This window comes from Flavonifractor sp. An112, from assembly GCF_904377885.1.
GTDB lineage: Bacteria > Bacillota > Clostridia > Oscillospirales > Oscillospiraceae > Flavonifractor > Flavonifractor avicola.
Genome location: NZ_CAJFGT010000066.1, coordinates 1 through 13,557 on the forward strand (window position 1 = coordinate 1; position 13,557 = coordinate 13,557).

13 protein-coding genes and 1 tRNA gene are annotated in these 13,557 nt (G+C 62.4%); 5 read left to right on the top strand and 9 right to left on the bottom strand.

The genetic code is table 11. The features are described 5' to 3' along the window. The coding region (locus tag IHN22_RS10025; RefSeq protein ID WP_191435097.1) for an HAD-IC family P-type ATPase at positions 1–2,212 on the bottom strand (2,212 nt) is incomplete at its 3' end. A gap of 328 nt (positions 2,213–2,540) precedes the next feature. On the opposite strand from IHN22_RS10025, the gene IHN22_RS10030 reads away from it, so the two are divergent. Together IHN22_RS10030 and IHN22_RS10035 are read left to right on the top strand one after the other, a co-directional pair. Then, on the top strand, positions 2,541–2,987 hold the full coding sequence (locus IHN22_RS10030; protein ID WP_191435099.1) for a hypothetical protein: 447 nt from the start codon (positions 2,541–2,543) through the stop codon (positions 2,985–2,987). Then, entirely contained in the window at positions 2,980–3,732 is a 753-nt protein-coding gene (locus IHN22_RS10035; RefSeq protein ID WP_191435100.1) for a 4Fe-4S binding protein, read from the top strand. Before IHN22_RS10030 ends, IHN22_RS10035 begins: the two co-directional genes overlap by 8 nt. Positions 3,733–3,770: 38 nt before the next feature. Here the strand turns inward: IHN22_RS10035 and vanT are convergent, their stop codons facing one another. The 7 genes from vanT to IHN22_RS10075 form a co-directional block, all read right to left on the bottom strand. After that, the gene (gene vanT / locus IHN22_RS10040; RefSeq protein ID WP_207733078.1) at positions 3,771–4,904 is read right to left on the bottom strand and encodes a serine racemase VanT catalytic subunit; all 1,134 of its coding nucleotides are present in this window, start codon (positions 4,902–4,904) and stop codon (positions 3,771–3,773) included. Next, positions 4,901–5,368 (bottom strand): serine acetyltransferase, encoded by a 468-nt coding sequence (locus IHN22_RS10045; RefSeq protein ID WP_191435102.1) that lies wholly within the window; start codon positions 5,366–5,368, stop codon positions 4,901–4,903. The genes vanT and IHN22_RS10045 overlap by 4 nt, the downstream gene beginning before the upstream one ends. 4 nt (positions 5,369–5,372) lie before the next feature. Beyond that, the gene (locus tag IHN22_RS10050; RefSeq protein ID WP_300986324.1) at positions 5,373–6,122 is read right to left on the bottom strand and encodes a D-alanyl-D-alanine carboxypeptidase family protein; all 750 of its coding nucleotides are present in this window, start codon (positions 6,120–6,122) and stop codon (positions 5,373–5,375) included. Continuing rightward, a complete protein-coding gene (vanG, locus tag IHN22_RS10055) occupies positions 6,119–7,156 on the bottom strand; it encodes a D-alanine--D-serine ligase VanG (RefSeq protein ID WP_191435103.1) in 1,038 nt (345 codons plus the stop codon). The genes IHN22_RS10050 and vanG overlap by 4 nt, the downstream gene beginning before the upstream one ends. A 492-nt stretch (positions 7,157–7,648) precedes the next feature. Next, the gene (locus tag IHN22_RS10065; RefSeq protein WP_191435105.1) at positions 7,649–8,857 is read right to left on the bottom strand and encodes a sensor histidine kinase; all 1,209 of its coding nucleotides are present in this window, start codon (positions 8,855–8,857) and stop codon (positions 7,649–7,651) included. After that, entirely contained in the window at positions 8,850–9,527 is a 678-nt protein-coding gene (locus IHN22_RS10070) for a response regulator transcription factor (RefSeq protein ID WP_191435107.1), read from the bottom strand. The genes IHN22_RS10065 and IHN22_RS10070 overlap by 8 nt, the downstream gene beginning before the upstream one ends. 87 nt (positions 9,528–9,614) lie before the next feature. Further along, positions 9,615–10,742, bottom strand: coding sequence for an aldo/keto reductase (locus IHN22_RS10075; protein ID WP_191435109.1), 1,128 nt, complete (start codon positions 10,740–10,742; stop codon positions 9,615–9,617). A gap of 158 nt (positions 10,743–10,900) precedes the next feature. On the opposite strand from IHN22_RS10075, the gene IHN22_RS10080 reads away from it, so the two are divergent. Both IHN22_RS10080 and trpS read left to right on the top strand, forming a co-directional pair. Further along, entirely contained in the window at positions 10,901–11,299 is a 399-nt protein-coding gene (locus IHN22_RS10080) for a MerR family transcriptional regulator (protein WP_191435110.1), read from the top strand. 445 nt (positions 11,300–11,744) lie between these two features. Further along, positions 11,745–12,839, top strand: a complete 1,095-nt coding sequence (trpS, locus tag IHN22_RS10085) for a tryptophan--tRNA ligase (protein WP_191435112.1) — start codon at positions 11,745–11,747, stop codon at positions 12,837–12,839. 56 nt (positions 12,840–12,895) lie between these two features. Here the strand turns inward: trpS and IHN22_RS10090 are convergent. After that, positions 12,896–12,972: transfer RNA gene (locus IHN22_RS10090), tRNA-Arg, on the bottom strand. A gap of 222 nt (positions 12,973–13,194) precedes the next feature. Between IHN22_RS10090 and IHN22_RS10095 the strand changes: the two genes are divergently transcribed. Then, on the top strand, positions 13,195–13,557 hold a 363-nt coding region (locus IHN22_RS10095; RefSeq protein WP_191435114.1), incomplete at its 3' end, for a GTP-binding protein.

A 13,557-nucleotide genomic window follows, 5' to 3' on the forward strand; every position in this document is an offset into this window, starting at 1 on the left:
TGGGATCTCTGGGCTTCTGGTCCAGCAGGCCCTTCCGGGCGGGCTCCATGCCGATGGCGATGGCGGGCAGGGAGTCGGTGAGCAGGTTGATAAACAGCAGATGCACCGGCTGGAAGGGCACCGGCAGCCCCATCAGGGAGGCGTACAGCACACAGAAGATGCCGGCGGTGTTGCCGCTGAGCAGGAACTGGATGGCATTTTTAATATTGGCGTACACGCTGCGGCCGTTGACCACCGCCCGGACGATGGTGGCGAAGTTGTCGTCGGCCAGGATCATGGAGGCGGCGTCCTTGGACACCTCGGTTCCGGTGATGCCCATGGCCACGCCGATGTCCGCCTTCTTCAGGGCGGGGGCGTCGTTGACGCCGTCGCCGGTCATGGACACGATGTTGCCCCGGCGCTGCCAGGCGTTGACGATGCGGATCTTGTGCTCGGGGGACACCCGGGCGTAGACCGAAATCTTGGCCAGCCGCTCATCCAGGTCGGCGTCGCTCATCTGGTCCAGCTCCAGGCCGGACACCGCCTCATCCCCGTCCTGGAAGATGCCCAGCTGGCGGGCAATGGCGGAGGCGGTGACCTTGTGGTCGCCGGTGATCATGATGGTGCGGATGCCGCCCCGCTTGGCGTCGGCCACCGCCTGGATGGCCTCAGGCCGGGGCGGATCAATCATGGAGATGAGGCCGATGAAGGTAAAGTCCTTCTCGTCCTCCAGCGTGAGGGGCCGGACCGCGTCCACCTCCCGGTAGGCAAAGGCCAGCACCCGCAGGCCCTCCATGGACAGCTCCATGTTGACCCGGGCGATCTCCTCCTTGCGCTCGGGGGTCATTTCCATCTTGCCCTGCCAGGTGAGCAGCCACTTGGACCGGTCCAGCAGCACGTCGATGGCGCCCTTGGTGAAGATGGTGGGGGTCCCGTCGATGTCGTGGAGGGTGCTCATCAGCTTACGGTCGGAATCAAAGGCCAGCTCGCCCAGACGGGGATGCTGGGACCGGTAAACCTCCTCGTCGATGCCGAACTTCTCGCCCAGCATCACCAGGGCTACCTCGGTGGGGTCGCCGATGGAGGTGCCGGTCTCGGCGTTGTTGGTAGCGTCGCTGGCCAGCAGGGCTGCCTTGAGGAGCAGCCGCTGCACGTCGTTGACCAGCTCCAGGTCGTCGCCCTCCAGCAGGGAACCGTCGGCATACACCTTCTGGGGAGTCATCTTATTCTGGGTCAGAGTGCCCGTCTTATCCGAGCAGATCACGGACACGGAGCCCAGGCTCTCCACCGCCTTCAAGTCCTTGATGATGGCGTTCTGCCTGGCCATCTTCTGGGTACCCATAGCCAGCACGATGGTAACGATGGAGCTGAGGGCCTCGGGGATGGCGGCCACCGCCAGGGCCACGGCGAACATGAGGGAGTCCAGCACCCCCATGCCGGTACGGAAGATGGACAGCGCGAACACCACGACGCAGATGGCCATAATGACGATGGCCAGCTTGGCGGAGAAGTTGTCCAGGCTCTGCTGCAGGGGGGTCTTGCGCTGCTGGGTCTGGTTCATCAGGGCGGCGATCTTGCCCAGCTCGGTGTTCATGCCGGTGCCGGTGACCAGCACGGTGGCACGACCATAGGTCACCAGGGAGCCGGAGAACACCATATTCTTCTGGTCGCCCAGGGCCACCTGGCCGGCGTCGATCACGTCGGCGGTCTTATCCACGCCCTCGCTCTCGCCGGTGAGGGAGGACTCATTGACCTTGAGGGAGAAGTTTTCCAGCACACGGCCGTCGGCCACCACCATGTCGCCGGCCTCCAGCAGCACGATGTCGCCGGGCACCACGTCGGCGGAGGGGATCTCCACCCGCACGCCTCCCCGCAGTACCTTGGCGGTGGGGGAGGACATGGCCTTCAGGCTCTCCAGCGATTTTTCCGCCTTCAGATACTGGACGGTGCCCAGAATGGCGTTGAGGATGAGCACGGCAAAGATGACGATGGTGCTCTCCACATTCTCCGACACCGCGGAGATGATAGCCGCGATGATGAGGATGATGACCAGCAGGTCCTTGAATTGCTCGGCAAAGACCTGGATGGCGCTCTTCTTTTTCCCTTCGGACAGCTTGTTGGGGCCGTACTGTTCCCGCCGGCGTCCGGCCTCCTGATCGCTGAGGCCGGACATCCCGGCTTGCTGGGCCTCCAGCGCCTGCTGGGTTGTTTTCCGGTAATAAGCCTCTGTCATACCTTTCATTCCCTTACAGTTTACTTTCGGCGAAGAGCAAACAAAAAAAGACCCTCCGCCAACCGCCGGGCATAGCACGGCAGTTGTCGAAAAGTCTTGTTACCCATGGGGTGCACACAGCCAGGCTGGTGACAGCCGTGATTGTTGGCAGTGTGACTTTAAACTACTCCCTTTTCAACTGCGGCCATCATAGCACAGTTTGACCGGCAAGTCAATCTCATTTTGATAGAATTCCCGAATTATTCCATCCTATACCTCCCGGCGTTGACGGCGCATGGCCCATCCGTTATAATTTGTACAGAAGGCACACCGGAAAGGAGCGTCCTCCATGAAAGGAACCGTCGTAAAATTCCTTCTGAAAACCGCCTGGGTTCTGGAACTGATCATTGCCCTGTTTATTCTGGTGGTCACCGTGGTACAGATGGTGCTGACGGGAAAGGACTCCCTGGACTATCTGACCCTGGGTCAATTCAGCCTCAACGAGTTTTTTGCCAATACCATGAACATCATCGTGGGTCTGGAGTTTGTGAAGATGCTCATCCTCCACACCCCCCGGGCGGTCACCGATGTGCTGCTCTTTGCCATCGCCCGTCAGCTGGTGGTAAGCCACTCCAGTTCCATGGATACCCTGCTGGGGGTGGCGGCAGTAGCCCTGATCTTCATTATCAAGAAGTTCCTGCTCAGCCGGGAGGACTCGGTGCCCCCCAAGGATATGCTGGCTAAATTCTCCCAGGAGTTTATTGCAAAAAAAGAGGAGGAGTCCCATCATGAATGACCTTCATTGGATTTCTGCCGTGTTCAGCCCCACCGGCGGCACCACCGCCATCGCCAAGGCCATTACCGGAGGCCAGGGCCATGTGGTGGATCTGTCCGTCCCCGCGCCGTCCACGCCGGTGGCGGGCAACACCGTGCTGCTGGCCGCCGTGCCGGTGTTCGGCGGGCGTATCCCCGCCGTGGCCCTGGAGCGGCTGGCCGCCCTCAGCGGCAGCGGCCCCGCGGTCGCCGTGGCGGTGTACGGCAACCGGGACTATGAGGACGCCCTGCTGGAGCTGTCCGACGCCCTGAAGGCGGGCGGCTTTCAGGTGATCGGAGCGGCGGCCTTTGTGGCCCAGCACTCCATCGCCCCCACCATTGCCCAGGGCCGCCCGGACCAGGCCGATCTGGAAGCCGCCGCCAACTTCGGCCGGGCGGTGCTGGACAAGCTGGCCGGACCCGATCCCCTTGCCCCGGTAACTGTGCCGGGAAACACCCCCTACAAGGACTGGAAGGGGGTCCCCTTCCACCCCGCCGCCGGGGAGAGCTGCATCTCCTGCGGCCTGTGCGCCTCCCGCTGCCCGGTGGGCGCCATTCCGGCGGGAAGCCCCAAGGAGACCGACCCGGAGCGGTGCATCACCTGTATGCGCTGCGTCTCCCTCTGCCCCCGTGGGGCCCGGACCATCCCCGCCCCTGCCCTCCAGGCCACCACCGCCATGCTGACGGAAAAGGCAGGCGTCCCCCGTCAGCCGGAGTTCTTCCTGTAACCGCAAAAATACCCTCTGCCTTAGGCAGAGGGTATTTTTTATGGACAATATCGGATGGGCAGGCGGCTTCCCAGCCGGGAGAGCAGCTCGTTGGTAATGGTGCCGCACCGGGCGGCCACCTCCTCCGCCCGGATCTCCGCCCCGCCGTCCCGGCCGATGAGGGTAACCACGTCGCCGGGGGCGGTCTGGGGTACGCCGGTCACGTCCACCAGCAGCTGGTCCATGCACATCCGCCCCACCATAGGGCAGCGTACCCCTCGGATCAGCACTTCCCCGCCCGCCTGAGCCAGCATCCGGGGCAGGCCATCGGCGTAGCCCACGGTGACCACCGCCAGCTTGGTATCCCCCCTGGCCCGGAAGGCCAGGCCGTACCCGGCCCCCTCCCCGGCGGGCACGGTACGCAGGGCGGCCACCCTGGTCCGCAGGGACAGGGCGGGACGCAGGGCGTCGGAATTTGGCCGGTCCTCCTCCCTGCTGTACACGCCGTACAGGGCGATGCCCGCCCGGGCCCAGGCACAGGGCTGGTGCGGCAAATTCAGGATACCGTAGCTGGCCTGGATGTGGACGGCCCCCGGGTCCAGACCGGCGGCGGCCATCCGGGCCACCGCCCCGTAAAACCGGTCCAGCTGGGTCTGGGTGAAAGCCTGGTCCTCAGGGCTGGCGCTGTCCGACACGCACAGGTGGGAAAAGGTGCCGGTAAACTTGAGGTTGGTCAGAGCCCGGGTGCGGGCGATGGCCTCATGGTCCTCCGCCGGGATGCCCAGCCGGTGCATCCCGGTGTCCAGAGCCAGGTGGACCTCCAGAGGCACCCCCGCCGCCGACAGGGCTCTGCCGTGGGCCTCGTCGGCCACACACTGGGTCAGCCCCCACCGGGCCAGTTCCGTCGCCTCCTCCGGCGGGGTGTAGCCCAGGATGAGGACGAGGCCCCTCACTCCCTGCCGCCGCAGGCTGATCCCCTCCGACAGGCAGGCCACCGCGAAGGCCTTCACCCCCTGCTCCTCCAGGCATCGGGCCACCGGCCCGGCCCCGTGGCCGTAGGCGTCCGCCTTGACCACCGCCATCAGCCTGCAGCCGGGGCCTATCCGCCCCTGGAGCCATGCGGCGTTGTGGGCCACGCCCTCCAGGTCCACCTCCCGCCAGGCCCGGGCGGTCATTGCTCCCTCGTACTTCATACCCTCTGCTTCCTTTCCAAGATCCGGGACGGCGGGGCCACCACGGTGCTGCCGTCGGGGATATCCCGACAGACCACCGCCCCCGCACCGACGCGGACACCCCGCCCCACCCGGATGTCTCCCACCAGCACCGCCCCGGCGCCGATGAGGCAGTCCGGACCGATCGTCGGGGCCTTTCCGTCCACCTCGCCGATGGTCACATTCTGATAGATTTTGCACCTTGCCCCCACCACCGCGTAGCGGGAGATAAAGACCCCGTGGAGGCCGTGGGGGAGGACCGGCGGTGAGTCAAACTCCGCCCCCGGCCCCACATATCCCCCGTGGCGGTGGGCGCTGCGGCACATCAGGTAGGTACACAGGCTCCGCACCAGCCGGCGCTTGGTTTTTCGCCGCAGCCGGTACAGCCGCCAGAACCAGCCCAGTCCATCCCCTCTGGACCGGGCAACCAGCCTGTCCTTTCCCATGGACTCACCTCCCTGTGCTCCGCCAGGAGGCGGCCACCACGCCCCCGCAGTTGTCGCCGGAGCACAGCAGCCCCTGCTGACCCGCCAGCCGGAAGGGCTCTCCCACCCCGCCGGGGAGATAGGTAAGCGCGCACTCCCACTCCGCCGTGGAAAAGCGGAAGGGAGCCCCACCGGCGGGATACTTCCGCACTTCCTCCAGATACTCCTCCAGGGTCAGGTCCAGCCGGGCCATAATCTCCCCGTGGATGGGGCCTACATAGCGGAAGTGCCAGGGCTCATGGGCGATGCCTGTGACGGTTTCCCGCCCGGCGGGATAGCGCAGCACGAAGCCGTACCGGGGGGCTGCCAGCCGGAAGGCCCGGCACACTCCCTGGTCGGGAAAGTAGGGGCGGATGAAGTCCACGTTCGCCTGCCGCCGGCCCAGGTCGATGGCCAGACCGGTCTGGTGCTCGCTGCAATCGGGCATGGCCACATAGCTTTGGGTGAAGACCAACCCCTCTTTGGCCAGGGTGTCGTCCCAGATGGCCTGCTGCTCCGCCCGGCTGCGCCAGCCGGACACGGGGAGGATGCCCACCGTCCCCCCTGCAGCCCGGAGGCAGGCCCTCAGGGCCGCCGCCGCCCGGCGCTCCAGCAGTACCCCGCCCTCCAGTTCCGCCAGCTCCGGATTGGCCAGAGTTCTCAAAGGATGGGCGGCGTTGACCAAAATCAGCGGTCCGGTGGCGGTCAGGTCCCGGACCGTCCCCTCCCCCCTCACGGCTCCAGCCCCAGGGCAATGAGGCGGCTCACCAGGGCGGAAAAGTCCAGGCCGATCCCCTTCATCATATTGGGGTAGCGGCTGTGGGCGGTAAAGCCGGGGATGGTGTTGACCTCGTTGAAGTAGATCTCCCCCTCCGGGGTGAGAAACAGGTCCACCCGGGCAAACACCCGGCAGTCCAGGGCTCGATAGATGGTCCTGGCCACCGCCTGGATGGCCGCCGCCTGCTCCGACCTGATGCGGGCGGGACAGTGGATGGCGGAGGTCTTGAGGGTGTACTTCTCCTCGTAGTCGAAGAAGCCCTGGGACAGCTGGATCTCATCCACCAGCCCCACCGTAAGTTCCTCGTTGCCCAGCACGGCGCACCCCACTTCAAAGCCGGGCACCGCCTCCTCCAACAGGGCCTCCCGGTCGTGCTTCAGGGCCTCCTTTACCGCCCCCGCCAGGGCCTCCGGCCCGGTCACCCGGGTAATGCCGAAGGAGGAACCGGCCCGCACCGGCTTGACGAACAGGGGATAGCCCAGGTCCCGGGCGGCCCTCTGGAGGTCGTCCTCCCGCCAGCTCCGGTCCACCACCGTTCCCCGGGGGACCTTCACCCCCGCCAGGGCGGCCAGCTTATGGGCCCGGTCCTTGTCCATGCACAGGGCGCCCGACAGGGTGCCGCAGCCGATCACCGGCACACCCGCCAGCTCCAGCAGGCCCTGGAGGGTGCCGTCCTCCCCGTTTTTCCCGTGGAGCACCGGGAAGGCCCCGTCAAAATGAAGCCGCGTTCCGGTACCGTCCAGCAGCAGAAGCGCTCCCCGGCCCCGGTCCAGGGAGAGGGTGCAGGGGGTACAGTTTTCCTGCTGCCAGGTGTCGGCCTCCATCCGGTCCAGAGGGCCGGTGTAGTACAGCCACTGTCCCGACCGGGTGATGCCCACCAGCAGGGGCGTATAGGCCTCCCGGTCCATATGGCTCACCACGGCATAGGCCGATTGGAGCGAGACGGCATACTCCGTGGAGCAGCCGCCGAAAAGTACCAGAATGGTTTTCATTGCAGATTCCTCCCAACAGGCAAAAAACGCCTTGCTTTGATACCGATATGGTACCAAAGCAAGGCGTTTGATGTTTTTGCTTTTTCTTTCCCGCACCCTACAAGTTTCCGAACATTTCTTTCAGTTTTCTTACAGGGTCAGCTTTCTCCCAGCACCACGGCATACACTGCCTCCTGTAGGTCCACCACCTGGCTTCTGGTCACCAGAGCGGTGGGCTGGCCGTCCACCACGGCCAGGCAGTAGGCGCCGTCATAGCGGTAGAACTGGATGCTTATACATGGCCCTCGTCGATCTCAAAGGACAGATCGTCCACCGCCAGGAAATCCCCATAACATTTGGTCAGATGTTCCACGGTTATCATATTGGACCTCCTTGCCGCGCACGGCAGCAGCCGGCGCTGGTATCGGAGCCATTATAGCGGGCCATGCTGAAACGGTGCTGAAAGGGCCCTGAATTAGACAAAAAAGGGAGCGGCCCACAGGCCGCTCCCTTTTACATACAGGGCAGTTCCACAAAAAAGGAATTGATTCCCCCCCGGCTTTCCGCCCAGATCTTTCCCCGGTGACGTGTCACCATGCTCTGGGCAATGGACAGCCCCAGCCCGAAGCTGCCCGTCCGGCTGCGGGCCGGATCGGCCCGGTAAAACCGCTCAAACAGGTGCTCCAGGGTATCCGGCGGGATGGGCTCTCCCTGGTCGGCCACCGTCAGCAGACAGCGGCCTCTGCCCCGCCGCTCCAGGCGCACCCACACCCTGCCGCCCGGTCTGGCATACTTCCGGGCGTTGTCCAGCAGGGCCTCCAGCACCCGGCCCAGCTGGGGCGAGTCCCCCGAGACGGTGATCTGCTCCTCCACCCGGCTGTCCAGGGTGAGGCCCGCCTCAAAGAAGATGGGCTCGAAGGGCAGCAGGGTGTCCTCCACCAGGGTACTCAGCTCCACCGGCTGGAACACCCCCTTTGTCTCTCCGTGGTCCCCCCGGGCCAGCTCCAGCATCTGCTCGATGAGTTCCTTCATCTGCCGGGACATGGTGAGGATGCTGGACAAAAACCGGCTCCGGTCGCCCTCGACGTTCCCCCCGTCCTGAAGCATCTGGGCGTTGGTCATGATCACGGTCAGGGGGGTCTTGAGCTCATGAGATGCGTCGGCCACAAACTGCCGCTGGCCCTGCCAGGCCCGCTCCACCGGGCGCACCGCCCACTTGGACAGCAGGATGCTCCCCCACAGAAAACCGAAAAAGCTGACGCACCCAATGATCACACAGGTTTTGAACAGCCCGTCCAGGGTGGCCCGCTCGCTGGAGATGTCGGAAAAGACCACGCACTGGTTGGCGGGGGTGTTCAGGCGGTAGTAGCGCAGGTTATACTCCTCCAGCACCCCCAGGGACTTGGGGGAAGCGCTGGTCTGGGCAATGAGCTGGTCCAGCAGGGCCTGGTCGGACAGGTCGTAGTACCCGCCGCCGGTGGCCACCACCTGCCCTCCCAGCCCCAGCTGCAGCTTGAAGAAGGGCAGCTGCACGTCCTCACCGGGCTGGCCGGGCACCCCCAGCCCCACAGGCTGCAGGGCGATGTTCTCCAGCATCCGCATACTCTCCCGCTCCAGGTTGGCGCTGGTGAAGTAGAACACCAGCCCCAGGATCACCACCAGCATGATGGACACAATGCTCATGTTGATGAGCACGAACTTGAGCCGCAGCCGCTTAATCATCGCCGTCCACCTCCAGGTGGTAGCCCATCCTGCGGATGGTCTCAATGCGTACGTTGGAGCCGATGCTGGCCAGCTTTTTCCGCAAAAAGCCGATGTATACCTCCACATGGTTTTCCACCGCGTCGGAGTCGTAGCCCCAGGCCTTGGCCAGGATGGCCTCCTTGGAGCAGTTGCGCCCCCCCGCCTGGAACAAGAAGCGCATCACTTCAAATTCCTTGGCGGACAGGCGCACCCGCTTGCTGCCGCATTGCAGCAGGGCGGAGGACAGATCCAGGGTGGTATTGCCCAGCTCCATCTGGTCCACCTGGGGGCCCTGTCGGCGGAGCAGGGCGTGGATGCAGGCCAGCAGTTCCCGCACATCAAAGGGCTTGGTCAGATAGTAGTCCGCCCCGGCGTTGAGCCCCTCGATCCGGTCCTCCAGGCCGCTTTTAGCGGTGAGCATCAGGATGGGCACGCCCAGCCGCCGGGCCCGTACCCGCCGGGCTACCTCGTAGCCGTCCAGGCCGGGCATCATCACGTCCAGGATGAGCAGATCGTACACTCCCAGCTCGGCGTACTGCATCCCGGTCTCCCCGTCAAAGGCCATCTCCACCTCAAACCCCTGGTTTTCCAGCAGGGCGCCGATGGATTCCGCCAGCAGCTGTTCGTCTTCCACAATCAGGATTTTCACGGCCGTCACCTCATTTTTACTTTATCATATCGTGACAACCTGAAATCAGCCTGAAAAAAAAGGGGCCTCTCTTGGGAAAATCCCGGCTCAGAGCTTGGCGCTGAAATCCGCCATAGCATGGGCAATCTTCAGCTGCTGGGGACACACCGCCTCGCAGCTATGGCAGCCCACACAGGCGCTGGGCTGCTTCTCCTTGGGCAGCGCAGACAGGGCCATGGGGGCGATAAAGCCGCCGCCGGTGAAGCGGTGCTCGTTGTACAGGGCCAGCAGATGGGGGATGTCCAGCCCCTGAGGGCAGTGGCTGACGCAGTAATGGCAGCCAGTACAGGCCAGGGCCTCCGGGGCTGTCATGCGCCGGCCCACCTCCAGCACGGTCTCCCATTCCTTGTCGCTGAGGGGGGCCTCAGTGGCAAAGGTAGCCAGGTTGTCCCTGGTCTGGGCCAGATCGGACATACCGGAGAGAACCACCACCACGCCGGGGATAGTCTGGAGGAAGCGGAAGGCCCAGGCAGGTACCCCCTCCTCCGGCCGCAGTTCCTTCAGCGGAGCCGCCTCCTCCGGGGTGAGCCGGGCCAGCCGCCCGCCCCGCAGGGGCTCCATCACCCACACAGGGATGTGGTACTGTCCCAGCAGCTCCACCTTCTCCTTCCCCTCCTGGAATTGCCAGTCCACATAGTTCAGCTGGAGCTGACAGAACTCCATGTGCGGCCCATAGGCCTCCAGAAAGCGCTTGAGCACCGGCATGGCTCCGTGGCAGGAGAAGCCCAGGTGCTTGATGCGCCCGTTTTTCTTCTGCTCCAGCAGGTAGTCCAGAATGCCGTACTTGGGGTCCAGATATGCGTTGATATTCATCTCGCATACGTTGTGGAAGAGATAAAAGTCAAAGTATTCCACCTGGCACTTTTTCAGCTGAGCCTCAAAGATCTCCGCCACCTTGTCCATATTGGACAGGTCGTAGCCGGGGAATTTGTCCGCCAGATAGAAGTTCTCCCGGGGATAGGCGGCCAGGGCCTTGCCGATGGCCAGCTCCGAGTTGCCTCCGTGATAGCCCCAGGCGGTGTCGTAGTAGTTGACGCCGCTGTCCATGGCGCAGGCCACCATCTCCTCCACCGCCGCCTGATTCACCTGGTCGTCTTTTCCGTCCACCACCGGCAGGCGCATACAGCCCATACCCAGCCCGGACAGCTTAATTCCCTGAAAGTCCCGATAAACCATCTTGATTCCTCCTGTTGGATGTTTGTCTTTACGCTACCACCTGGAGTGCACTCCATGTCAAGCGCTTCTTGCCCTTTTTCCATAAAGTTTTAAAATCTCTTGACTTGGAGTCCACTCCAGGTGCTACAATACCGGCAACAGAACAGGAGGCGATCTCTTTGACCATTGCCCAAGCCAGCCGGCAGTACGGCCTGAGCGCGGATACCCTGCGCTACTATGAGCGGATCGGCCTGATCCCCCCGGTGCCCCGGAACAAGAGCGGCATCCGGGACTACGATCAGGAATCCTGCCAGTGGATTGAACTGATGAAGTGTATGCGCTCCGCCGGGGTCCAGATCGAGGCGCTGGTGGAATATGTGGAGCTGTTCCGCCAGGGGGACGCCACCCTGGAAGCCCGCAAGGCCCTGCTGATGGAGCAGCGGGATCTGCTGCTGGCCCGGATGGAGGAGATCCAGCAGTCTCTGGACCGGCTCAACTATAAGATCCAGCTCTATGAGGATGGGAAGATGACCCGGGAGGCAATGGGCCGTCAGAAAGAGGAGTCCCAGAACCCGTAAACGCTGCGCTGCTTTTTATTTTATCTTTTCAGGCTATTGACAATAGCCCGGCTTAGGGATATGATTCTATGCATACAATTGAATACGGAATCCTGAAACCGTTGAGGCGGAGATAACGGCAATGATGCCTTTACAGAGAGTCCGGGCTGCTGAGAACCGGGCAAGAAACAAGTTGTCAAATGGACCGCTGAGGGCGCAGTCAAATGTAGGTGAAATTACTTACAGAGTATTCTGCGACGTGTGGGTATACGTCAGTTACCAGGGATATGTTGGTATCCTGTAAAGCGCATAAGGGTTATCCTTATGAATCAAGGTGGCACCACGGATAAGATATTTTATTCGCCCTTGACAGAACCATAGGTCTGTCAAGGGCGTTTTTGTTTGGAACACGCCCCTGGCGGAACCCCATGAACTCCAAAACAATATAGAAAGAGGCGTATTTCAAATGAGTAAAATTATTCTGACTGGCGACCGGCCCACTGGCAGACTGCACCTGGGGCACTATGTGGGCTCCCTGAAACGGCGGGTAGCCCTGCAAAATTCAGGGGAATATGAGAAGGTCCTCATCATGATCGCGGATGCCCAGGCCCTGACCGACAATTTTGACAACCCGGAAAAGGTTCGGCAGAACATCATTGAGGTGGCGCTGGACTATCTGTCGGTGGGTCTGGACCCCAGCCGTTCCACCCTGTTTATCCAGTCCCAGATCTCCGAGCTCACCGAGCTGACCTACTACTATTTGAATCTGGTCAGCGTGGCCCGGCTCTACCGCAACCCCACGGTCAAGTCGGAGATCCAGCAGCGGAATTTCGAGGCCAGCATCCCCACCGGCTTTCTCTGCTATCCGGTAAGCCAGGCAGCGGACATCACCGCCTTCAAGGCCACCACCGTTCCCGTGGGTGAGGACCAGCTGCCCATGCTGGAGCAGACCAGGGAGATCGTGCGTAAATTCAATTCCATTTACCAGGAGACCCTGGTGGAACCGGAGGTGCTGCTGCCTGAAAACAGCGCCTGTATGCGGCTGCCGGGAACGGACGGCAAAGCAAAAATGAGTAAATCCCTGGGCAACTGCATCTTTTTGGCGGATTCGCCTGAGGAGGTGCGGGAGAAGATCATGGCCATGTACACCGACCCCCTCCATCTGAAGGTTTCAGACCCCGGACACATTGAGGGCAACGCGGTGTTCACCTATCTGGACGCCTTCTGCCAGGACAAACATTTCAGGGAATATCTGCCGGAGTACGCCAACCTGGACGAGTTGAAGGATCACTATCAGAGAGGCGGCCTGGGAGACGTGAAGATCAAGAAGTTTTTAAACAGCATCATCCAGGAGGAGCTGGCCCCCATTCGGGCCAGAAGGAAGGAATACGAGAAGGATATTGGGGCAGTTTATGACATTCTCAAAGCGGGCAGCGCCGAGGCCCGGGCTATCGCCCAGGTCACCCTGAACGAGGTCAAGGCCGCCATGAAGATCAACTACTTTGATGACCCGGGGCTCATCGAAGCCCATAAGGAAAAATATAAAAACGGAACGTTCTGAGCTGAGAGGGCAAAGAAAAACCGCAGCAGGCCCGGCATGGGGTCTGCTGCGGTTTTTGGCACGCCTGAGGGGATTCGAACCTCCGACCTACCGCTTAGGAGGCGGTCGCTCTATCCTGCTGAGCTACAGGCGCATCTAACTTTGTCAGCGGAACAAAAATCCGCCTATGCCGCATTATTGTAACCCAATTTCAGTGCGGTGTCAACGCTGAGGGCGGGAAAGATGCGGGTTTTTGTTGGTTTTTTTGCGGAAAGCTGTTGCATGGCCCGTAAGGTATGCAGTATAATTAAGAGTCGAGCTAATTATGATCTTATGCGGCGGAGGATGGACGCCCCACCGCTGAAGGAGAAGGAATATGCAGAACGAGAAATTACGCAACGTAGCCATCATCGCCCACGTCGACCATGGCAAGACCACCCTGGTGGACGAAATGCTCAAGCAGGGCGGCATCTACCGTGAGAACCAGGCCACGGTGGAGCGCGTCATGGACTCCAACGACCTGGAGCGTGAGCGCGGCATCACCATTCTGGCCAAGAACACCGCTGTCCACTACAAGGACGTGAAGATCAACATCGTGGACACCCCGGGCCACGCCGACTTCGGCGGCGAGGTGGAGCGTATCCTGAAGATGGTCAACGGCGTCATCCTGCTGGTGGACGCCGCCGAGGGCCCCATGCCCCAGACCCGCTTCGTGCTGTCCAAGGCCCTGGAGCTGGGC

What these genes read in the sequence shown, in the direction of transcription:
- IHN22_RS10045 (WP_191435102.1), bottom strand. Translation starts at nt 5,368, where the DNA reads ATGGGAAAGGACAGGCTGGTTGCCCGGTCCAGAGGGGATGGACTGGGC.
- IHN22_RS10075 (WP_191435109.1), bottom strand. Translation starts at nt 10,742, where the DNA reads ATGGTTTATCGGGACTTTCAGGGAATTAAGCTGTCCGGGCTGGGTATG.
- IHN22_RS10030 (WP_191435099.1), top strand. Translation starts at nt 2,541, where the DNA reads ATGAAAGGAACCGTCGTAAAATTCCTTCTGAAAACCGCCTGGGTTCTG.
- vanG (WP_191435103.1), bottom strand. Translation starts at nt 7,156, where the DNA reads ATGAAAACCATTCTGGTACTTTTCGGCGGCTGCTCCACGGAGTATGCC.
- IHN22_RS10035 (WP_191435100.1), top strand. Translation starts at nt 2,980, where the DNA reads ATGAATGACCTTCATTGGATTTCTGCCGTGTTCAGCCCCACCGGCGGC.
- trpS (WP_191435112.1), top strand. Translation starts at nt 11,745, where the DNA reads ATGAGTAAAATTATTCTGACTGGCGACCGGCCCACTGGCAGACTGCAC.
- vanT (WP_207733078.1), bottom strand. Translation starts at nt 4,904, where the DNA reads ATGAAGTACGAGGGAGCAATGACCGCCCGGGCCTGGCGGGAGGTGGAC.
- IHN22_RS10065 (WP_191435105.1), bottom strand. Translation starts at nt 8,857, where the DNA reads ATGATTAAGCGGCTGCGGCTCAAGTTCGTGCTCATCAACATGAGCATT.